The 22,511-nt window shown below is 30.1% G+C and carries 19 protein-coding genes; 5 read left to right on the top strand and 14 right to left on the bottom strand.

The features are described 5' to 3' along the window. Window positions 1–119: 119 nt before the first annotated feature. The 6 genes from sufC to LPB136_RS09855 all read right to left on the bottom strand — a co-directional run bounded on the left by sufC (window position 120) and on the right by LPB136_RS09855 (window position 6,111). Window positions 120–869, bottom strand: a complete 750-nt coding sequence (sufC, locus tag LPB136_RS09880) for a Fe-S cluster assembly ATPase SufC (protein ID WP_072556167.1) — start codon at window positions 867–869, stop codon at window positions 120–122. A 39-nt stretch (window positions 870–908) separates the two neighbouring features. Then, window positions 909–1,733 (bottom strand): N-acyl homoserine lactonase family protein, encoded by an 825-nt coding sequence (locus LPB136_RS09875; protein WP_072556965.1) that lies wholly within the window; start codon window positions 1,731–1,733, stop codon window positions 909–911. 91 nt (window positions 1,734–1,824) lie between these two features. Further along, a complete protein-coding gene (sufB, locus tag LPB136_RS09870) occupies window positions 1,825–3,270 on the bottom strand; it encodes a Fe-S cluster assembly protein SufB (RefSeq protein ID WP_072556166.1) in 1,446 nt (481 codons plus the stop codon). A gap of 39 nt (window positions 3,271–3,309) precedes the next feature. Beyond that, entirely contained in the window at window positions 3,310–3,702 is a 393-nt protein-coding gene (locus LPB136_RS09865) for a four helix bundle protein (protein ID WP_072556165.1), read from the bottom strand. Window positions 3,703–3,737: 35 nt separating this feature from the next. Then, complete coding sequence (locus LPB136_RS09860) at window positions 3,738–4,067, bottom strand: HesB/IscA family protein (protein ID WP_072556164.1); 330 nt, start codon at window positions 4,065–4,067, stop codon at window positions 3,738–3,740. Window positions 4,068–4,197: 130 nt separating this feature from the next. Then, window positions 4,198–6,111, bottom strand: a complete 1,914-nt coding sequence (locus LPB136_RS09855) for a M1 family metallopeptidase (protein ID WP_072556163.1) — start codon at window positions 6,109–6,111, stop codon at window positions 4,198–4,200. 47 nt (window positions 6,112–6,158) lie between these two features. Here LPB136_RS09855 and thiL point away from each other — a divergent pair, with 47 nt between their 5' ends. Then, window positions 6,159–7,208 (top strand): thiamine-phosphate kinase, encoded by a 1,050-nt coding sequence (gene thiL, locus LPB136_RS09850; RefSeq protein ID WP_072556162.1) that lies wholly within the window; start codon window positions 6,159–6,161, stop codon window positions 7,206–7,208. A gap of 52 nt (window positions 7,209–7,260) precedes the next feature. On the opposite strand, the gene LPB136_RS09845 is transcribed toward thiL, so the two are convergent. The 3 genes from LPB136_RS09845 to LPB136_RS09835 form a co-directional block, all read right to left on the bottom strand. Further along, window positions 7,261–9,651 carry a TonB-dependent receptor gene (locus tag LPB136_RS09845; protein ID WP_072556161.1) on the bottom strand — a complete coding sequence of 797 codons (2,391 nt, stop codon included), beginning with the start codon at window positions 9,649–9,651 and terminating at the stop codon, window positions 7,261–7,263. A gap of 146 nt (window positions 9,652–9,797) precedes the next feature. Then, complete coding sequence (locus LPB136_RS09840; protein WP_072556160.1) at window positions 9,798–10,913, bottom strand: helix-turn-helix domain-containing protein; 1,116 nt, start codon at window positions 10,911–10,913, stop codon at window positions 9,798–9,800. A gap of 38 nt (window positions 10,914–10,951) precedes the next feature. Then, window positions 10,952–11,731, bottom strand: coding sequence for an alpha/beta fold hydrolase (locus LPB136_RS09835; protein ID WP_072556159.1), 780 nt, complete (start codon window positions 11,729–11,731; stop codon window positions 10,952–10,954). A 35-nt stretch (window positions 11,732–11,766) separates the two neighbouring features. Between LPB136_RS09835 and brnQ the strand changes: the two genes are divergently transcribed. Next, window positions 11,767–13,041, top strand: coding sequence for a branched-chain amino acid transport system II carrier protein (gene brnQ, locus LPB136_RS09830; protein WP_072556158.1), 1,275 nt, complete (start codon window positions 11,767–11,769; stop codon window positions 13,039–13,041). A 36-nt stretch (window positions 13,042–13,077) separates the two neighbouring features. Here brnQ and LPB136_RS09825 read toward each other — a convergent pair whose 3' ends face one another. Both LPB136_RS09825 and LPB136_RS09820 read right to left on the bottom strand, forming a co-directional pair. Next, window positions 13,078–14,397 (bottom strand): sulfatase-like hydrolase/transferase, encoded by a 1,320-nt coding sequence (locus tag LPB136_RS09825; RefSeq protein WP_237267376.1) that lies wholly within the window; start codon window positions 14,395–14,397, stop codon window positions 13,078–13,080. Next, window positions 14,369–15,589, bottom strand: coding sequence for a cytochrome-c peroxidase (locus LPB136_RS09820; protein WP_072556157.1), 1,221 nt, complete (start codon window positions 15,587–15,589; stop codon window positions 14,369–14,371). The genes LPB136_RS09825 and LPB136_RS09820 overlap by 29 nt, the downstream gene beginning before the upstream one ends. A gap of 127 nt (window positions 15,590–15,716) precedes the next feature. On the opposite strand from LPB136_RS09820, the gene LPB136_RS09815 reads away from it, so the two are divergent. The 3 genes from LPB136_RS09815 (at window position 15,717) to LPB136_RS09805 (ending at window position 17,944) form a co-directional block, all read left to right on the top strand. After that, window positions 15,717–16,556, top strand: coding sequence for a helix-turn-helix domain-containing protein (locus LPB136_RS09815; protein ID WP_072556156.1), 840 nt, complete (start codon window positions 15,717–15,719; stop codon window positions 16,554–16,556). 438 nt (window positions 16,557–16,994) lie between these two features. Then, window positions 16,995–17,543 carry a carboxymuconolactone decarboxylase family protein gene (locus LPB136_RS09810; protein ID WP_072556155.1) on the top strand — a complete coding sequence of 183 codons (549 nt, stop codon included), beginning with the start codon at window positions 16,995–16,997 and terminating at the stop codon, window positions 17,541–17,543. Window positions 17,544–17,575: 32 nt separating this feature from the next. Further along, window positions 17,576–17,944, top strand: a complete 369-nt coding sequence (locus tag LPB136_RS09805; RefSeq protein WP_072556154.1) for a cupredoxin domain-containing protein — start codon at window positions 17,576–17,578, stop codon at window positions 17,942–17,944. Between the two features lie 69 nt (window positions 17,945–18,013). Here the strand turns inward: LPB136_RS09805 and LPB136_RS09800 are convergent, their stop codons facing one another. The 3 genes from LPB136_RS09800 to LPB136_RS09790 all read right to left on the bottom strand — a co-directional run bounded on the left by LPB136_RS09800 (window position 18,014) and on the right by LPB136_RS09790 (window position 22,509). Then, window positions 18,014–18,511, bottom strand: coding sequence for a DUF3575 domain-containing protein (locus tag LPB136_RS09800; protein WP_072556153.1), 498 nt, complete (start codon window positions 18,509–18,511; stop codon window positions 18,014–18,016). A 62-nt stretch (window positions 18,512–18,573) separates the two neighbouring features. Then, window positions 18,574–21,951 carry a hypothetical protein gene (locus LPB136_RS09795; RefSeq protein WP_072556152.1) on the bottom strand — a complete coding sequence of 1,126 codons (3,378 nt, stop codon included), beginning with the start codon at window positions 21,949–21,951 and terminating at the stop codon, window positions 18,574–18,576. 75 nt (window positions 21,952–22,026) lie between these two features. Then, window positions 22,027–22,509, bottom strand: coding sequence for a methylated-DNA--[protein]-cysteine S-methyltransferase (locus tag LPB136_RS09790; protein ID WP_072556963.1), 483 nt, complete (start codon window positions 22,507–22,509; stop codon window positions 22,027–22,029). Window positions 22,510–22,511 lie beyond the last annotated feature (2 nt).

Raw genomic sequence — 22,511 nt, 5'->3', positions numbered from 1 at the left:
TTAGCAGTATTTAACTTTATGTGTTAAAAACACTTCAAAAAAGACAGAATATTTTAAAATTTGAGTTTTCAGTTTAGAGTGAGTCACTGCAAACTGTCAACTGCAAACTGCTTACTTATTTACACCAATTCCTTCTTAATCCAATCGTATCCTTTTGCTTCTAATTCTAAAGCCAAAGAAGCATCTCCAGTTTTTACTATTTTTCCATCGTGTAAAACGTGTACAAAATCTGGAACGATATAATCTAATAAACGTTGATAGTGTGTAATTACAACTACTGCATTGTCTTTAGATTTTAATTTATTTACACCATTTGCAACAATACGTAAAGCATCAATATCTAAACCTGAATCAGTTTCATCCAAAATAGCTAATTTTGGCTCTAACATTGCCATTTGAAAAATTTCGTTACGTTTCTTTTCACCTCCAGAAAAACCTTCGTTTAAAGAACGAGATAAGAATTTACGGTCTATTTCTAATAATTCAGATTTCTCACGAATCATTTTTAACATGTCTTTTGCTGGCATGTCTTCTAAACCTTTAGCTTTACGAGTTTCGTTAATAGCTGTTTTAATAAAGTTTGTTACAGAAACTCCAGGAATTTCTACAGGATATTGAAACGATAAAAATACACCGTTATGCGCTCTTTCTTCTGGTGCTAATTCGCTAATATCTTCACCATTTAACTCGATAGTTCCGTTGGTAACTTCGTAATCTTCTTTTCCTGCTATAATATTTGCTAAGGTACTTTTACCAGCACCATTTGGTCCCATTATTGCGTGAACTTCACCAGCTTTTACCTCTATATTCAATCCTTTTAAGATTGATTTATCTTCTATTGAGGCGTGTAAATTGTTGATTTTTAACATGATTATTTGCTATGTGCCTTAAGCTTTTGCTTTAAGCGTTTATTTTTTTAATAATTTTTCTAATTTTTCAAATGCTATTGGAGAATGTTGAATAATAACTTCAGCATTTTTTTCTTTTGCAAAAGCTTCAAACTTGTCTATACTTTCTAATGTTTGTGCAACATTATAATTAAAAGACGGTACTCCTTTTGTTGTTCTGTTTTCTTCAAAATGATATAAATCTCCCGTTAATAAAACAGGTTTTTCTAATCCAGCAACTTCTACATATAATACTTGATGCCCAATTGTATGACCAGGCATATATTTTATTACTACCGTTCCGTCTCCAAAAACGTCATAATCTCCATTAATTTTTTTAACGTTTGTTAAAGCAGTTAATGATGGATTTTTCACTTTTACAGAATCCCCAACTGTTACATTGTATTCATTTTCTTGTACAATCCAAGTTGCATCTTTCATATAACTTGCGTGTCCAATATGATCAAAATGTGAGTGAGACATTGCAAAGTATTTAAAGTCTTCAATTTTATAACCAATAGTTTTTAATTGATTAACTAAAGAATCTGGTCTCCGAACTCTGTAAACTCCACTTGGTTCATCATAAGGTTGTGGTTTTACTAATTGTTCTGGCAAACCTGCATCCCACATTAAGTTTCCTTTTGGATGAGAAATTACATAATAAGCATCTGTAAATTGTTTTTGTTGACCTGTATAGGTTGTGTCTTGAGAAAAAACTTCTAGCTTTTTTACTAAAATAGACCCACCAACTAATTGATGTAACTTTACATCAACTTGCTTTGTTTCCTCAGCTTTTTTACAGCTTACTATGCTAATTGCAAGTAATAAGAAAATTATTTTTTTCATATTTTCTGTCATTCCTGCGAAAGCAGGAATCTTATTATTAATTTATCTTTCTATTATGAGATTTCTGCCTTCGCAGGAATGACAATTTTAGCTACCCTACAGAACCTTCTAAACTAATTTCCAATAATTTTTGAGCTTCTACAGCAAATTCCATTGGCAATTTATTTAAAACCTCTTTACTAAATCCGTTTACGATTAATGCGATTGCTTTTTCGGTATCAATTCCACGTTGGTTGCAATAGAAAAGTTGGTCTTCACCAATTTTACTTGTAGTTGCTTCGTGTTCTATTTGTGCCGATTTGTTTTTTGCTTCTATATACGGAAACGTGTGTGCTCCACATTCATTCCCCATTAAAAGAGAATCGCATTGCGAAAAATTACGTGCATTTTCTGCTCTTGAATTTATCTGAACTAAACCTCTGTATGAGTTTTGTGATTTTCCTGCCGAAATCCCTTTAGAAATAATGGTCGATTTAGTGTTTTTTCCTAAATGAATCATTTTTGTTCCTGTATCGGCTTGCTGAAAATGATTAGTTACTGCAATCGAATAAAATTCGCCAACCGAGTTATTTCCTTTTAAGATACAAGAAGGATATTTCCAAGTAACAGCCGAACCTGTTTCTACTTGCGTCCAAGAAATTTTTGCGTTTGTTTCACATAAACCCCTTTTAGTTACAAAGTTGAAAACTCCACCTTTACCTTCTGCATCACCAGGATACCAGTTTTGTACGGTAGAATATTTAATTTCTGCATCATCCATTGCAATTAATTCTACAACAGCTGCGTGTAATTGATTTTCATCTCTACTCGGCGCAGTACAACCTTCTAAATAAGAAACGTAACTTCCTTCGTCTGCAACAACAAGTGTTCTTTCAAACTGACCTGTTCCTCCTTCATTAATTCTAAAATAAGTAGATAATTCCATCGGACATCTTACTCCTTTTGGAATGTAACAGAAAGATCCATCAGAAAAAACTGCCGAATTTAATGCTGCATAAAAGTTGTCTGTAGTTGGTACAACGGTTCCTAAATATTTTCTAACCAATTCTGGGTGTTCTTGTATTGCTTCAGAAATAGGCATGAAAATAATACCTTTTTCACCTAATGTTTTCTTGAAAGTTGTTGCAACAGAAACTGAATCTACAACAATATCAACCGCAACATTGGCAAGTTTCTTTTGTTCATCAATAGAGATTCCTAATTTTTTAAACGTTTCTAATAAATCTGGATCAACTTCGTCTAAAGAATTTAACTTTGGCTTTTGTTTTGGAGCAGAATAATAAGCAATGTCTTGAAATTTTGGTTTTTCATAATTTACATTTGCCCACTCTGGCTCTTCCATTTGTTCCCAAACTCTAAATGCTTCTAAACGCCAATCGGTCATCCATTGTGGTTCGTTTTTCTTTTTAGAAATAGCACGAACTACATCTTCATTTAGCCCTTTTGCAAAGGTTTCACTCTCTATATCTGTATAAAAACCATACTCATATTCTTTGGTTTTTAATTCTTGTTCTAAATCTTCTTCTGTATACTTCATAATTCAAAGTTCATTGTTTAAAATTCAAAGTTGTGCGTATTAACTTTTATACTTACTTCCTTTAAATTCACTTTTCTTTAAATAATTTATAAATCCACCAATCATTTTACTTAAAACTAATGATTGTTCTTTTAGCTTATTAAAATCTTTTTCATTTATATAATTTCTATCAAAAACTCTATATAATTGAGATCTTGTTTCTCCACAAGACGCCTTTGCTATTGATAAAAACTGAATAAATTCTTTATTTCCGTTTCTTTCAAATCCTTCAGCAATATTATCCATAACAGAACCCGAAGAACCATCAATTTGATTATACAATCTGTAATCTTTTCTTAATTCAGTATTATTTGCAACTTGATTAATGTCGTTACAAAGAATTCTAGAAAGTTTCCAAATTTCTAAATCTTCAAACATTTTAACGGTTGCCATAACTTTAAATTTTAAACCTTAAATTTTGAACTTTTCTACAAAGAAAAACTTTCTCCACAACCACAAGTTCTATTTGCGTTTGGGTTGTTAAATACAAAACCTTTTCCGTTTAAACCTCCAGAATATTCTAAGGTTGTTCCTACTAAATATAAAAAGCTCTTTTTGTCAACAACAATTTTTACATCATTTTCCTCAAAAAGTTTGTCGTTTTCTTGTTGTGTTTTATCAAACGTTAAATCATACGATAAACCTGAACAACCGCCACTTTTTACACCAACTCTTACAAAGTCTTTTGATGCGTCAAAACCATCGTCAGTCATTAACTCTATGACTTTCTTTTTTGCTGTGTCTGAAACTTTTATCATAATTTTAAATAGATTAAATCTAAATTGATTGCAAATATACGATATAAGTCGCATTAATACAGCAAACTTTCATTATCAAAGACAATGTTTAAATTGATTTTATTGATACTTCTAAAATTTGAAGAAAAAGTTACTTAATAATAATTTTTTTATGAAGAATTCCAGCATTAGTTAGGACTTTAACAATATAAATTCCAGAATTTAAAAAAGATAAATTTATTTGTTCACTTGAGGTTTTAAAAACTTGCTTTCCTAAAACATCATTAACTATTATACTTTTAATAATGATATCTTTTGTTGCTTCAATATTTAGAATACCAGAAGTAGGATTTGGATAAAAAGAAACATTATTTTCTACATATAATTGATTATCTAAACCTAATATAACAGTGTTGTTTTTTGAAATTAAATGAAAGTCAGGATCAATTTCGATAGTACTTACTATAAAAGAAACGTTTTCTAAAAAAGTTTCACCATTGGTAGTATTGTCTAAAACAAGATCTAAGATTTCACCATTTGACCCAAATAATCGCACAGGAACATTGGCTTCAAAAAAGGAGACAGAATTGTGGCTTTGGCTTTGGTTTAATGTTATTGAAACTTTATCTAAAGCAGGTTGATGCCAGTTTAAAGCATAAGTTGGATATCCTTGATTATATATCCAATCATTAAAAAATTCTTCTAAATTTAAACCACTTGAACTTTCTAAATGCGTTATTAAATCTGGAGTTTTTGCGTAGTTGTAGATTAAATTTGTGTCATTTATATAGTTTTTTATTCCTACGAAAAAGTTTGTGTCTCCTAGTTTTTTTCTCAACATATGGAGCACCATTGAACCTTTATTGTAAGATAATCTACTATTAAAAATTCTATTTACACTTAGAGTATCGTTGTCAGATAAATAAACAGCTCCGTTGGTTAAACTTGTTATAGAAGATATTTTAGAGTTTCTCCAACTTTTAAAAGAAGTTTCTCCATCTAAATCTTCAATACTTAAACCTGTTAAATATGTTGCAAAACCTTCGTTTAACCAAATATCCTTCCAACTTCCGCAAGTAATTTTGTTTCCAAACCATTGATGGGCTAATTCATGGGCAATTAAATCTCTATTAAAACTTCCCATAAAAGAAACTGTTGTGTGTTCCATTCCTCCTCCCCAGCCAAATTGAGCATGTCCATATTTTTCATTTTTAAATGGATAATCACCAAATAAATCAATAAAATTCTCCATAATATCAACTGTAATTAAAGTGCTAGTTTGTGCAGATGTTTGACTTTCTGGATACACATAATTAATTATTGGAAAATTATTTCCATTATGAGAAACTTGATGAGAATAAGTATTGTAATTGGTAACGGCAATTGCAATTAAATAAGCTGGAATAGGGTATTGATGTTTAAAATGTGTGGTTTTATTTCCAGAACTTGTTGTAGTTCCTTGCTCTAATCCGTTAGATACAGAAGTGTAAGTTTCGGGAGCGGTAATATATACGTCTATCTCATCAATTTTATCATTTAAATCTTGTTTACAAGGCCACCAACCTAATGCTCCATAAGGTTCAGAAAGCGTCCAAAGAACTGGAGTTCCATTATGTGTACTAACTTCAAAAGATCCAAAACCATTGCTTGTAGGGTTTCCACTATATTCTATAGAAACACTTGTAGCTATATTAGAATCTAATGTGTTTTGAAGTGTAATTACCAATTCATCATTTGTGTTTTGAGAAAATGAAAGTGAATTTCCGTTTTGAGAAACACTTGAGACAACCATATTATCATCTAAATCAAAAACAACAGTAGCTAAATTTTCTTTGGCTGTAAAGGTTGTAGTAACTTTTCCAGAAATACTTGCTACCGCTGGATCTACGGTAAATTCTAATTTATGATACGTAATGTCGTAATTAGAAGTGTTAGGATTTACTCTAAAAAGAGCTCTTTTTTCGGCAGATTTTGCTTCAGATTCAGAAATGTTTATAATTTCTTGCGCATTAATTTTAGTATTTCCAAGGAAAATAAAGATGGATATTGCAATTAATCGAACCATAACGAGTATTTTTGAACCCTAAAAGTAGTACTATTTATTTTTAAATTATGTTAGAAGATAAAAATCAACAAAAAACAACGTTAGCTGAACTTGGAGAGTTTGGTTTAATTAAGCATTTAACACAGTATTTTAAAATAAGTCAAGAATCGACAATTAAAGGAATTGGAGATGATTGTGCCGTTGTTTTTTCTGAAGGAAAAGAAACATTAGTTACTACAGATTTATTAATTGAAGGCGTACATTTTGATTTAAGTTATATGCCGTTAAAGCATTTAGGTTACAAAGCCGTTATGGTTAATTTGTCTGATGTGTATGCAATGAATGCTACTGCTGAGCAAATTACAGTTTCAATTGCTGTTTCTAACCGTTTTCCATTAGAAGCTTTGGAAGAATTATATGCAGGAATTCAACTAGCTTGTGAAACGTATAATGTTGATTTAATTGGTGGAGACACAACGTCTTCTACAAAAGGAATGTTGCTTTCTATTACTGCAATTGGAACTGCAAAAAAGGAAGATGTTGTGTATAGAAATACAGCAAAACCAACCGATTTAATTGTGGTTTCTGGAGATTTAGGAGCAGCATATTTAGGTTTACAGGTTTTAGAAAGAGAAAAACAAGTATTTCAGGTAGATCCACAAAATCAACCAGATTTAGAAAATTACACCTATTTAATCGAGAGACAATTAAAACCAGAAGCACGTAAAGATGTTGCTGGAGTTTTAGCAGAATTAAATATAAAACCAACTTCGATGATTGATATTTCTGACGGACTTTCGTCTGAAATTATGCACATTGCAACACAAAGTAAAGTTGGGTGTAAGATTTACGAAGACAAATTACCTTTAGACCCTCAAGTTATTTCTGCTTGTGAAGAGTTTGATATAGATTCTACCATGGTTGCTTTAAGTGGTGGCGAAGATTACGAGCTGCTTTTTACAGTTCCTATTGCAGATTTTGACAACATAAAAGGAAATCCTAATTTCTCTATTATTGGCCATATTACGGAAGAAAACCAAGGAATGAATTTAGTTACTCGTTCTGGACAAGAAATGGAGCTAAAAGCGCAAGGTTGGAGTTCTTTTAAAGAAGATTAAAAAATATTTTTTGAATAAAAAAAGCCATCTATTCGGATGGCTTTTTGCATTTCTAATTTGTTCTATTTCGCTCATCATTATTTCCAAAATTTCTATCTTTTACATTTATTTTTTTGTTCCCAAAATCATAAGAAAGTGAAATTCTAAAGTTTCTAGAGCTTTCATTTTGCCTGTAAATCTGTTCAATTCCGTCTACTACAGAAACATAATTATTTAAACTATTAGTATTTAAAACATCATTTGCTAATAAAGATAATTTAATATTACTTTTTGTGAAATTATGTTGTAATCCAAATGATAAATCAAACATTTCTCCAACGCTAAACAAACCTCTATTGTGTTTTGAGCTATATGAAGTGTTAACTTGAAGTTTTGTGTTTTCGGCTAAAGAAAAAGTATTGTTAGATGTTAAATATAATTGCACTCCATTTTTAGGCTTTGTTCCAAAGTCTTTTGTGAATTTTGTGTAAAACCCTAATAAATTAAAACTATTTTGACTTTGCCACCAAGACATTTTACTATAAGAAAAGCTCTCAGTAAAAACATAATTATATTGTTTGTAATAATTTTCTCTGGTAACAATTTGTGTCTGATTTACTGCATCAGAAGTAAAAACAGTTCCAGATCCGTCTGTAATAATATTTAAAGATAAGCTTGTATTAAATTTTCTTTTGTAAGAATGTGATAACTCAAAATTATCACTAAATGTTGGTTGTAAAAAAGGATTTCCTTCACTATAACTATTGTCATTAATATAATATCTAAACGGATTTAAATTTCTAAAATTTGGTCTATTAATTCTTCTTCCATAAGAGATACCAAAATTATTATTTTCATTTTTTGCGTACGAAAAATATAAAGTTGGAAATAATTTTGTGTAATCGTTTAAGTTTTTCTGATTAATTTCTTCATTTACACCTTCGGTTTTTGTATTTTCTAAACGCAATCCAAACTGCATTTCTAATTTATCGTTTAACTTAGTATTTCCAGAAGCATAAGCGGCAAAATTATCTTCTTTATATGTAAAATTATTAGATCTAGATGCATCTAATACAGGAGAACCAGAAATTGAGTTATAAAATAAAACATCACTAACTGTATTGGTAAAACTAGCTTTTAATCCAAAAGAAAGATTTACTTTTTTTAGTGGATAATCAAAATCAACCTTAGAACTAAAATTATTAATTTCTTGGTTAGAAAGATTTATTGCGGCAGAGTTTATTCCTTGAGAATTTCCAGTATTATTAAATTCTTCGGTTATAAAATCTCTATTGTTCTTTGAACTAAAACTAAAGTAATCAACATCAAAAGAAAGGCTTTTACCCAAAGAGTCTATGGCGGTAATAGCATGAAAATTTACAGAATTATTTTTGTTTTTAACATCATTATCACCTTTGTTAACTAGGGTTCTGTCTAAAGTATCATTATTATTTAAAATTGTAGAAGTTGTTGTAGTATAACCTCCAGGTTTACTAGTATTTCCTAAATATTGTATACCAATTGTTGTGTTTTCTGAAACAGCATAATCTAATAAAACTCTTCCGGAAAAACTGTCGTTACTCATTTTAGAATCTACATTTATATCCCAAAAATTAGTTGGATATTTTATTTGTAAACCTTCAGCATTTTCAAAATTTCCTTTTGTAGCGTTTACACTTGCTGAAAGTGAAATTTTATTTTTATTTAAATAGAAATTATTTCTAATGGTACCAAAATTGTATCTATTTTGATTGTAAACTAATGTAGTAGAATTTCTCCAAGAGTCTTGAATTCCTTTTTTTAAGATAATATTTATTAAACCTCCATTTCCTGAAGCATCATATTTTGCTGGCGGATTCGTAATTATCTCAATACTTTTAATGTCGTTTGCACTTAATCCGTTTAAAAAATTAGTTAAATCTTCTCCTTCCAATGGAGAAATTCTGCCATTAATTAATACTCTAGAAGTTCCTTTTCCAAGAATTGCAACCACACCATTTTGAACTTGAACTCTTGGTGCTATTTTTAAAATATCAATACCATTTCCAGCTGAAGCTACAATGCTTTTTTCAACATTAAAAACAAGTCTATCAACTTTTCTTTCAATAATTCTTTTGTTAGACTTAACAATAACTTCTTCTAAGTTTTCAGAATTTTCAACTAAAACAATTGTTCCAAGATTTAAGTTATTAGTATCAATTAAAACTTGTTTTGACCAATTTTTATAACCCAAAAAAGAAACTGTAACAATATAATTTCCTTTTTTTAAGGCGATATTAAAGCTTCCATTGTCATCCGTTGAAGTTCCAGTAATTATCTTATTTAATGCATCCTTAATTATTATATCGGCAAAAGGAATGTTTTCTGAAGCATCTTTTACTTTTCCTGAAATGCTTTGTGCAAATATTATTACAGGAAAAAATAATACTATTAATAACGCTTTAACTCTTTTTGAAGTTTTCATTTTTATGGTTTTTGTGTTTGATGATACAAAAGTGCGTTAGAATTAAAAGCTATGCGACCGAAAACACAAAGTCGAACTCATTTGTAGATTTAAAATGAGTTCGACTTTATTTTATAAACGTTCGACTTTGTGTTAACTATTTGTTTTTAAGTGCTTTTCCTGAACTCGGTTGGGGTTTTTCCAGTGTGCTTTTTGAAAGCAGTATTAAAAGAAGATTTAGAATTAAAACCGACTTCATACAAGATTTCTAAAACTGTATGCTTACTTTTAGATGGATTTTTTAATATTTCCATTGCTTCTTTTATTCTGTATTCATTTACAAAATCGAAAAAATGCTGATTTAAATTTTGATTAATCAATACAGAAACATCTCTAGAATTCATCTTAAGTTCTTCTGCCAAATTCCGAATTGATAAAGAAGGATTTAAATATGGTTTTTCAGTTTTCATGTAAGAAGTTAATCGTTCAATTTCTTTATTATTTTCGTTTTTAAAGATGTTCTTAGAAGAAGAAACTAATGCTGTTTTAGAATCAACGGCATTAAATAATTGAGGGTACTTTAATGCTTTTAGAACATACCAACAAATAACTATAAGTCCTAAAATACTAACAAGTAATTGTACCGACTCAAAAGTATTTTCTCTATTATCAATATACTTTAAAAAGTTTTTTACAATAACAACACTGTGTATTATTGCTGAAACTAGAGTAAATTGAAAAAGCCAATCGAATGCTTTGGAACCTGTATCAGAAAAATTTTGCTGATAAATTTTCTTATACCTATTTAATAGTATAAAAATTAAGATGATATAAATAATAAACTGTAATTCAATAGAAATATGCACATATATAAGTTCCCAAATACTATTATAGTCTTCCCATAGCTTTATTTTTAATTCCTGATTTACAGCATAAAACCTCGGTATTAATAAGATGTTAGCAATAAAAAAAGGAATTGTATGAAGTAAATGTTTTGGTTTTAACTTAAAATCGGAATAACATACAGATAGCACATAAAAATACAAAACGGGCATCTGAAAAAAAGAAAACAGGCTTTTTAACATTCCTAAATTACTTAAACCAGGAAGATATAGGTATTGAAACCAACCACTTAAATCAATAGCGCTTAAAATTAAAAAAGCAGCAAATAACTTGTTGCTAATTTTATTTTTTGACTTTACTGAAAGAAGGAAAAAAGCCAATAAAAGAGAAATACAAAAAGAGACAATACCAATTATAGATAATAAACTTATTTCTCTCATTTTTTTAAATTGAAATCAAATATAGTTAAAAATTAAGATTAAAAATCCTTCAAAAAACTTTTTAAAGTAGTAATTAATTCCTCTTTATTTTCAATATGACTCATGTGTCCATCAGGAAAAACAACTGTTTCGGTTTTGGTTCTTTTGCATTCTTCAATCAAAGAGTTATAATTTAAAACTGGATCTTTTTTACCAATAATCATCAACTTTTTATAGCTCGAATTCAATAAAACAGCTTCTCTATTTGGTCTTTCTTTCATGCCTTCATTTGTGGCAATATAACCTTGTATTGGTGTTTTTAATGCTTCCGTTTTTGTTGATTCTATTTCGTTTGAAAAACGCGTCCAATTTTCCGAAGAAAACAAATTGGCAACAGACATTTTAACCATGCTTTCAAAACTATTTTGAACCATTTTATTAGCTCTAGCACGTAGTTTTTTTCGTTCTTCATCATCCGCTTGCGCGGTAGAATTCATTAAACACAAACCTTTAATTTTTTTCTGATTTTTTTCAGCAAACGCCAATGCAACATAACCGCCCAAAGAATGACCTATTAATGTTATTCTACGTAATTTTAAATGTTTTAAAACTGCTTCAACAGCTTCAGCCATTGTCTCCATAGAATGCACATAACCCAAACAATCCGTTTGTCCATGACCAAGTAAATCTATAGTAATTACTCTATTTCTTTTAGTAAGTTTAGGAACTATGTCTTTCCACATTGTTGTATTTTCTAAAAAACCATGTAATAAAACCACAGCGCTTCCTTTTCCAACGTCTGAATAAAAAATATTGATGCCTTTGTGTTGTAAAATCATTTTTCTGTTATCTTCGGCAAAGATAAATTTACAAAATGAATAAAACGAAAGAAATTTGGATTGCAGGTTTTGCGCTTTTCTCACTCTTTTTTGGAGCTGGAAACTTAATTTTACCACCAACATTGGGTGTAAAATCGGGTTTAAATTGGTGGATTGTTGTTTTGGGATTTGTTTTAACAGCTGTTGCAATTCCTATTTTAGCAATTTTTGCACATGCAAAACTACAAGGAACGTTGTATGATTTTGGTAAAAAAGTGTCACCTATTTTTAGTTCAGTTTACTGTTTTCTAATTTATATTATTTCTGTTGCAATTCCATCTCCAAGAACGGCGGCGGTAACGCATGAAATGACTGTGCAGCCATTTTTTGAAACACCAGCACTTTTAACAAGTATTGTTTATTTTGGGTTGGTTTTTATTTTTGCAATAAATAGATCAAGAGTTATTGGTTTAATCGGTAAGTTTTTAACGCCAATTATAGTTTTAATTCTACTCGGAATTATTGTGGTTGCAATTTTTACTTCACCAGAAACAGTAAATCCTTCAGTATTTAAAACTCCTTTTATAGATGGACTTTTAGAAGGTTATCAAACTTTTGATGCAATTGGAGGTGTTGTTGTTGGTGCGGTTATTATTATTTCTTTAAACTATAGTAGTCATACAACTTTTGATGCCAAAAGAAAACTGATTAGAAAAGCAGGTTTAATTGCAGGAACAGGTTTATTATTAATTTACGGAGGTTTAATTTTAAGCGGATCATTATTTTCTTCAACTTTTGCAGAAAACTCTTCTAGAACCCAAGTTTTATCTAGTTTAAGTTCACAAACACTTGGTAATTTCGGAACCACTTTTTTAAGTGTCTTAGTTGCTTTAGCTTGTTTTACAACAGCCGTCGGTATTGTAACAGGAACAGCAGATTATATAAAAGGAATTTATAAAAATTCTAAAAAAATATACATAATTACTGCTGCAATTGCTTGTATAATTGGTGTTATTGTAGGAAGCTACAAAGTAGATTTAATTATTACGTTGGCTGTGCCAGCATTAATGTTTTTATATCCAATAACTATTGTGTTAATTCTATTAAATGTACTTCCAGAAAAATATGCATCAGCAATGGTTTTTAAAATGGTTGTTTTAGTAACCTTTATATTTAGTATCCCAGATTTTTTAGGATTTATTATTCCAAGAGAAAGCTTAACGGGTATAAAAAGTATTATTCCGTTTGCTGAACATAGTTTAGGTTGGGTTTTACCAGCACTTATTACCTTTTTGGTGTTGAATTTAAATAAATTAACTAGTAATAAATAAACATCTTTAAAGTTTGAGTTAACATAAGTTGTTATTTTATTGTCGAATATTTAATAATTCATTTTCTAATTCAGTTTTAGCATTAGTTTCTGTATTAGATAGTGTTCCATTTAATAAATTGTTTTGTTCGTAAGCATCATTAATTAAATTGTATAATTCTTTGTTGCTATTAGCCTTTTCTATTAACTTATAGTTTCCGTTACTTATAGTCCAAAGATTATTTGTTCCATCATCTTTTTCTGAATATTGAAAATGACGAATAGTTGATGGTTGATATAGTAAAGATTTAAAACTTTTACTATCGTGAATTTCATTAACAGATACACCAGAAATTTCAGCAATAGTAGCAAACAAATCTGTACTTGTGATTAAGTTATTATCAATTCCTGTTCTAGAAACTCCTTTCCCCGAAATGAACATTGGTGTATTTATTCCACCTTGGTATAAACTTCCTTTTGCTTTATTTCTTGTGTAAGGACTCTGAACAACTTCTGAAGTTGTACCGTTATCTCCAATAAAAATGATTATAGTATTTTCCTTTTCATCTTCAGTTAGCGAATTTATCATTTTACCAATTTGGAAATCCATAGCTTCTATTGCTGCCATAAAGTAAGGTGTTTCATCAATTCCATTAGTGTAATCAGGTAAATTTCCTTGAGAATGCATTTCATTTGGTGGAACGTGAAATGGTGTATGTGGTGCATTATATGCTAACCACATAAACCATGGTTTTTCTTGTTCTTTAATCCAATCTATTCCTAAATCGGTTAATTTTTTGGTAGTATATTCCGTTTGCGTTGTTGTATTTATATTTTCAGTTAACTCCCAATTATAATAATTACTAACTGCTCCATTAAAAATACCTGCATAATAATCCAATCCTAAGTTTTCTGGATTTATAGTTGTATTGTTGGCAGATAAATGCCATTTCCCTACAATTGCAGTTGCGTATGTATTAGAGGTATTATTGTTAATATATTTTTGAAGAATAGTTTCAGATAAATCTAATTGATCACCAACCCATTTTACACCTGTTCTATAACCATACTTACCTGTAATAATAGAAGATCGTGTTGGCGTACAGGTTGGGTAAACCCAAAAATTATTAAAACTAAGCCCTGTGTTTTTTATAGCATCAATGTTGGGCGTATTCGGTTTTATAATTCCTTCAGAAAACCCATTTGTAGCATCTTTTCCCATATCATCTGCAATAATTAAAAGTATGTTAGGAGAACTCTCAATAGGGTTTGTATTGTTAATTATTGTTTCATCTTTACCACAGCTAAAAAACGTAAAGATTAGAGTTATAAAAAGTAATTGTTTCATGTTATTCAAATGGATTGCTATATTTTTCATCAGAGAGCATTTGGTTATCTGTTAATGTTTTTAGAAACGCAACTAAAGCATCTTTTTCTTGCTGAGTAAAGTTAAACTGACCAACTTCTCCGTTACTATTTACCAAGGGTGATATTAAGTTTTGGTGATTTTGAATACCTGAACTATAATGTTCAACCACTTCTTCTAGAGTTGCAAACCTACCATCATGCATATAAGGTGGACGAATAGCAATGTTTTTAAGTGAAGGAATTTTAAACTTTCCAATATCGTTTGGATTTCCTGTTGTCTCATTAACTCCTAAATCTGTAGTGGAAGTGGCATCTAAACCATTTGTTGTTGTAAAAGTTGTAAGAGGACCTAGATTGGTAAGTGAAGGACCTATAAATGCTTCTGTTTGATGGCAACCAACACAGTTCCCACTTACTCCATTTGTAAGTTGACGTGGTAAATAGAAAAGCCTTTTTCCATTATTTTCTTGATTTGTAAAACTTGGGAAATCAGTAATTGGAGAATCAACATCTTCTCTAGCTAAATCATATTTTGACGTAACGCTTACAAGACTTCGAACAAACTGAGACAAAGCTTTTGAAATTCTATCACTTGTAATTGTAGGGTCTCCAAAAGCATCTTGAAATAAGATAGGATAATATGTTTGATTACTGGTAATACTTACAAGTTCTTGAAGCGTTAAACCCATTTCTACTTCGTCTTGAAAGGGCATTAAAACTTGTTCTTCTAAAGTTTCAGCACGTTCATCCCAAAAGAACTTTCCGCCAGCATTATAGCGAGCATTTACAATTCCCATAGAATGTCTTCGTGTTTCTTCCCCTTCAAAACCTATACTTAGTACGTTTGGATCAGAAAAACCTTGTTCAGCTTTATGGCAAGAAGCACATGAAACGGTTCCGTTCCCACTAAGTTTAGTGTCATAAAAAAGTACTCTACCTAATGTTGCTCCAGCATTTGTTATTGGGTTATTTGCTGGTGTATTATCTAATTCCGTAACAGCTGGAAAATTAAATTGTGAAGGAAATTCATCGATTGTGTAGTGGTCTGGTAATAGAATGTTTGCGTAATTAAAATAAGTTTCAGGGAGATTTAATTCTAAAAGCGGATTTTCTTCTATTAAGACATATTTTTCTTCATCTTTATCACAAGAAAAAAATAAAGATATTATTGACGCAAGTAATATAACTTTTCTTGTTTTCATAAATGTTTATTTTTATATACTATATTAAGACCTTATAATTGTAAAAAGGTTTAATCTTTTAAGGCAACTTTGCTAAAACAGTATATTAACACCTATTTTTACGACCAAGTAACCACAAAAACAATAAATGGCAGTTCAAGACATTGTAAAATACGCTTATAAAGATACTTTTTCGGTAAGTACAGTTCAGTTTGAAAAAGCCTGTACAATAGATCATAATGAGCAACAAAACGCCTATTCCATTTACTGGATTAAAGAAGGGCAAGGAACTTATAATATCGATTTTGAGCAATACTCATTTACAGACAATGTGTTGTTTTTCTTATCGCCTGGACAAGTGTTTACGGTAGATTCCGAACAAATTAAAACAGCTTATAAACTTACTTTTGTACGAGATTTTTACTGCATACAAACACACGATAAAGAAGTAGCATGCAACGGAATTCTATTCAACAATATTTATGAAACGCCGTTTGTAAAACCTTGTGAGAAAGATACCAAAAAGCTTAGTTTTATTTTAGAAAGCCTTATTGAAGAGTTTCAGCAAAACGAAACGGCTCAATATGACATGTTACAATCTTATTTAAAGCAATTTATTATTTGCGCAGTTCGTGTAAAGAAAGAAAATCATGTTATTAAAGAAGACACAGAAACACGTCTTTTTAAAGATTTTAGTTTGTTGGTAGAGCAAAACTTTAGAACGCTTCATTCCGTAACTGCGTATGCAAATAGATTGGGAGTTTCTCCAAAATCTATTACCAAACACTTTCAAAAGTTAGGCACAAAAACTCCGTCAGACTTTATTAAAAACCGAATTTTACTTGAAGCAAAGCGTCAACTTATATACACAGATAAATCTGTAAAGGAAATAGCTTTTGAACTTGGTTTTAACGATCCAGCTTATTTTACGCGCTTTTTTACTAAAGCAAACTCAAAATCTCCACTTCAATTTAAAAAGGATTACTAGTACAAAACTAGTTTCAGTATTTCTAATTTTCTTTTTTTGGGCGTGCCTTTATCCTGATAGCAATCAGGACCAAGTCAGGCTTTCCGTTATATCTTTTTAATTTGTTCTCGATACAATTTTCTTTCATTCTTCAAGAAAATTACTCTAACTGACATTAAAAAGGATGTCACTTCAATCCTTCACGCGGGCATTTTTGTCAACTTTTTTACTTAGTCCAAACAGAAGGAACTTTTGTCCAATTTTTGAGGTTGCTATTGGTTGCATCTTTGCAGTGTCAAACAATAACAATATGAAAACAATAGAAAATATACAATGCCCAAACTGTTGGGGTTACCAAACTTATGATGAACAAAACCCAGAACAACAACTTTGCGAGTGTAAAGAATAAAAGTAAAACAAGTTTAAAATAAATAATAAAACAATTTAAAAATAGAAATTATGAGCACATTTAACGTACCAAAAAGAGAAGAAGTATCAGCAAACAATCAAGCAATTTTTGATCAATTAGAAAAAGGTTTAGGTTTTGTACCAAACTTATATGCAGCATTTGCACATAGTGAAACAGCTTTAGGAAACTTCTTAGCAATAGGAGCTGGTAAAACAAGCTTCTCAGCAAAAGAAAAAGAAGTAATCAATTTAGCAGTAAGTCAAGTAAACGAATGTGTTTATTGTTTATCTGCACACACAGCAATAGGTAAAATGAATGGTTTTTCTGAAGATCAAATTTTAGAATTAAGAGTAGGTAAAGCATCATTTGATACAAAATTAAATGCCTTAGCTAATTTTTCTAGAAGTGTAGCTTTAAATAGAGGAGCTGCAACACCAGAAACAGTAGAGAATTTATACGCTCAAGGATATACAAAAGGAAATCTTGCAGATGCAATTATCTTAATCGGAGAAATTTCAATTACAAACTACTTCCATAAAACTACAGATGTAGCAGTAGATTTTCCAGTAGCACAATCTTTAGAAGTAGCAACTTTATAACAAATAATTTAAACCAATAAATAATAAAAATCATGAAAAAATTAATAGCAGTAGTAGTAATTGTATTAGGATTTGCATTTAACACAAATGCACAAACAGTAAAAACAGTTTCTTTAGAGCAAACATCTGGAGAATTTACACAAAAATCACTTACACTTTCAGAAGGAACTTATGTTTTTGAGGTTTCAAACAACAATGCTGCTCCAGAAGTTGGATTAGTTTTAATTAAAGACGGTAAAGATGGTTCTAAACCAGAAAACCATATAAAAGACGCGTATGTTTCTCAAATGGTAAAACACGGTAAAAAAGAATCTTCTAAAGAAGTAATCTTGAAAAAAGGAACGTATAAATACTTTTGTCCTTTTAACAAAACGCCTCAATATACATTGGTTGTTGAATAATCTTAAAAGGTAATAATAGAAAAAACCGAGCATATTGCTCGGTTTTTTTGTTTTAAATAGTTGAATAACTTAGAATCTATATCCTAAATTAACACCAACTCTAGGAACAATAATTGGAGATGCAGATCCAAACATGTTTCTTCCAATTCCACCATGTATAGCAACAACAAAACCACCACTAGACACATATTTAGAACCTATTGAGACGCCTAAAGCACCATCTGTATAGTCTTCGTAACTTTTTACACCATCAATTTCAACTTCATCTTCACCAGTATTTACACCCAAGAAAACTTCCCCAAAATAATTCCAGTTTTGGTTATTTGTAAAGTAATGACGGAAAAAAGGTGTAATCATTCTATCTTCATTATATCTAAAATCTGAAGTTCTTCCTTCAAAATTAAATAAAGCAGAAACACCAATTGAAGATTGTGGATTTATGTAATATTCATACGTTAATTCCAAAGTTTTCATTGCCAAAGCATCTCCTAAATCTACACTAATTTCTTGTTGCGCTTGAGAAAATGAACTAATAAACATTGTTATTACTATCAATAATTTTTTCATATATAATTTTTAAAATGAATATCTTAATTTTTATTGTATCAATTATAATACCACAAACATACTTAAAAAATAGCTTTTAACTGTACCAATCCTGTATGAATGGTTTTAGAGTTTTCGCTTTTTCTACCCAAATAATTTAAATTTAGATTTAGGTAAGAGTTTAATTTCTGGTTAAACAACATATTCCAAGTATAATTTCTACCAATTTGTAAACCTTCTAACATTTGATAACCAACAGGAGAATTAGCATTTCCAGTAAAATCGTTTAAAAACATGGTTACATCTGCACTAATCTGATTTCTTTTCTTACTGATAAAAAAGTAAGAAGCTCCAAACTGCTGTTGGTTTAATTGTTCAAAATTCTCAATACCGTTTTCCTTTTTTACATATTCATAAAAGACTGAAAATCGATGATCTTTATTATAGAGAAAAGTGAATTTTGGAGTAATTTCTTTACTCGAAATTGTATAATTTCTATTGGCAAAATTTTCAGTTTCTAATTTGTTTTCTGAAGTAGCTGTTTTAAAATCTAACACCCAAAATTTAGATAACTTATGTTGTAATTCCAATTGATGAATAAATGTGTTGTTTTCCTGATTTCCAACACTATATTGCTGTTTGTTTCTTGATTTTCCGTATGTATACGTTAAACTGTAATTCTGCAAATTTCTATTAAAATAGACACTGTTTCTAAAATTGAAAGCCAAGGCTAGTAGTTTGTCTTCGTCCAAATCAAACGGATTTAAATTAAAAGAATCTCCAACGCGTTGTTGTTCGTTATCAATTAATAAATAAGTTTGATTATAAAAGTGAGAAAGTGTCTTTTTAACTCCAGTTTTGTTTGCCCAACCAGCCGGATTTATACTAATTGATTGTTTCCATTTTGCACGTTGCGTTGGCACATAACGTAAGTTTGGCAAGGCAATTCGCAAGTAATCTGCTTGGTCTTGAAATTGCGCAATTTCAAATTCTTCAAACTGCTGAATTCCGTCGTTATTGTAATCAATCCAGGTGTAAAAACCTTGCCCTGGTTCTGTTTTTACATACACATAATCTTGTCTTGCGATGTTTCCAGATGAGGTTTCATAAGTAGTTCCTAAATTCAAGAAATTATTAAAAAATTGCTGATTATAAACTATTTTTGAATTCAAGGATTTTTCGTTTTCAGCAAACGCATTTTCCGTCAATCTATAATTTGCATACATAGATAAGTTTGTTGTTTTATTCTGAATAATTTTACTGTCTATATAAAACGTTTTTCTATTATTTATTTGGGTAAAACTATTGTTTTTTACGCTATCGTTGGTTCGATAATTAAATCCGAATTTTGCGAAAATCTTCGCAGAATCTCCAACGCCAACATAGGTTTCATATTCTTTAAATTGATGACTTAAATTGCTAAATTCATCTGTATTTTTATCTTTTCGTTCGTTGGTTTCAAAATTAATAAATGCTCCAGCCCAAGGTTTTCCAAAACTATGTTCTATAGTAGATTTTAATCTGAAGAAATTGTCTTTATCAACTAGTGAAGTGTTGTTTAGTAAGCTTCCGTCTGTAGAAAAAGTGGTTGTATTGAATTGTAATTTTGAGTTGATTTCATGCTTACTTCCATTAAAATTATCAGCAAAATTTAAATGATGAAATCCATAAGAAACAAAATCATTTTTTTTGTTTTGAAGGATAAATTTTGCACCAATTTGATGTTGATTTCCAATTGGATTTACCAAATTCCAATCTCGGTTAAATTCCACATTTTGAAAACGCTGTACTGTTGTAAAATTATCTTGAATATATTTATAATCAACATCACTTTTTAATTGCCATTTTTTATCAATTAAAACCTGTTGCCAATTAATTTTAGTAGCAAAGCGTTTGTTTTCGCTATCATTTATGGAAGAAAATAGATTGGAATCGTTATTACTATATGCTAATTCGGCATTTATAGTGGTTTTTTCTGTTGGATTGTAACTTGCGTTTATGTCAAAAATCTGTAAACTTGTTGGTGCAATCAATTTAACAATTGGGTTGTAATTACCTGCGTTATTTCCCGCGTAGCGGAAAATAGTTCCTATAGCAATCGTATTCTCAATAACATAATCTCCTTGATTTGTACCAACATTAGTGAAAGTTACTGTGTATAATTCGTCATTTTCATCTGTAGAATGTTCAAAAGTTTCTACAGCACCAACAATTGTTTTTTTATACTGAATTCTATTTGGTGAATATTCATCCAAAAATGCACTTTCAGAAATCATTAACGAAGTATCGTTACCAGCGTTGGCTAAAATTTGTTTTTGATCGTCGGTTAAACTTTGCTGTAAAGGTTGATTTTTAGCATCATTTTCATTGTAAAAATGACCCGAAATTGAGAAATTATCGCTTTTATATTCCGCTTTTTCATAAGTTATAAATCGTGTGTAATTTCTATCAGAATACTGAAATTCTACACGAATTCTCATGTCATTTGTTATTGGATATCTTGTATTAAAACGAATTTCTGCAATGTTGTAATCAATTACATAATCTTTAGTTTCACCTCTGTTTAATTGAATTCCGTTTACAAAAACCTTGTCGCTACCAGAAACAATTACAATTGCAGGTTCATTATTTGGTCCCAATAATTTATATGGACCTTGGTTTCCTTCAATTCCTACAAGATTAAAAGCAGAAAAACGACCTCGAACTACTGCTCCAGAAGCAGAAACGGTTGTTCTATCACTTAAATTTGCTTCAACTTCTACACCTGCAACTTGTTTTTCGAAATTTAAAAAATACGAATTATCATTTTTTAGAGAAACATCACCAGCTTTTACTCGCCAATTTTCACTGAACATTTCTATAAAAATTCTGTCAAAATCTGTAACATTTTGCGAATATCCATTTTGTTGTAGCGGAATATTAGTATCAAAAATATTGGCTCTAATACCAACTTTATCAGATAACTTTCCAGAGATATTTAAATCTAAAGACGAGTTTGTAACAGCATTTTGGTTGTTACCAACCGTTATTCCACGAGCAATAAAACCTTGTGTATTTAAACCGTCAAACAATTTAATATCCTTCTTGTTTTTGTTGGTAGTTAAACTATATAATTGTCCATCATTATTGGTATTTGGTACAATTAATTTCTTGTCGAAAGGTGTGTAGGTTTTGGTAATAAATTCAGGATATCGATAATATTCAACTAAAATATCATTGTATTTCTTACTGTTGATTATTAATTGTGCTTTTGAAAAATCTATTTGAAATTCTGAAGTTGAAAGCTGTTTTTTATCCGAAGTAAAAACCTTAAAATTTGCTGGGTTTATACTTATGGAATCTAACTGAATTGTATCTTTTTGTATGTTTATTATTTTTGACCTAAACTCTTTCGATATTTTTTGCGCTTGGGCAAAAAATCCGAAGAAAAATAAAAAAACAAAAAAGAGTTTTTTGATCATAATGTAGTAACGAAGTTATTACAAATTTAGTTTACTCGAAAGTCGAGACCTAATTTATAATCCTTTTTATACTTGTTAGAAAAGCGACTGTTGTTTTAAGAAACCTTCATGTTCTAATAACCATTTTTTACGCCATATTCCGCCAGCGTAGCCTGTCAAAGAACCGTCAGAGCCAATTACTCTATGACACGGAATTACAATCCAAATTGGGTTTTTACCATTTGCTGTAGCAACTGCTCTAATTGCTTTTATATCGCCTAGCTGTTTGCTTTGCTCTAAATAGGTTCTTACTTTTCCGTAAGAGATTTTTGGTAACTCTTCCCAAACTCTTTGCTGAAAATCTGTTCCTTGCGGATTTAATTTTAAATCGAATTCTGTTCTTTTTCCTGCAAAATATTCGTCGAGTTGAGTTATACAATTTTTTAAATTCTCAGGAATTTCCTTTTGATCGCTGAGCGTAGCCGAAGCGTCATCAATTACAGAAATAGATTGAATTCCATCTTCATCTCCAACAATTTTTGCTGTACCAATGGGTGTTTTGTAATATGTAGTTTGTATAC

The organism is Tenacibaculum todarodis, from assembly GCF_001889045.1.
GTDB lineage: Bacteria > Bacteroidota > Bacteroidia > Flavobacteriales > Flavobacteriaceae > Polaribacter > Polaribacter todarodis.
This window is presented reverse-complemented; position numbering and strand designations above follow the sequence as displayed.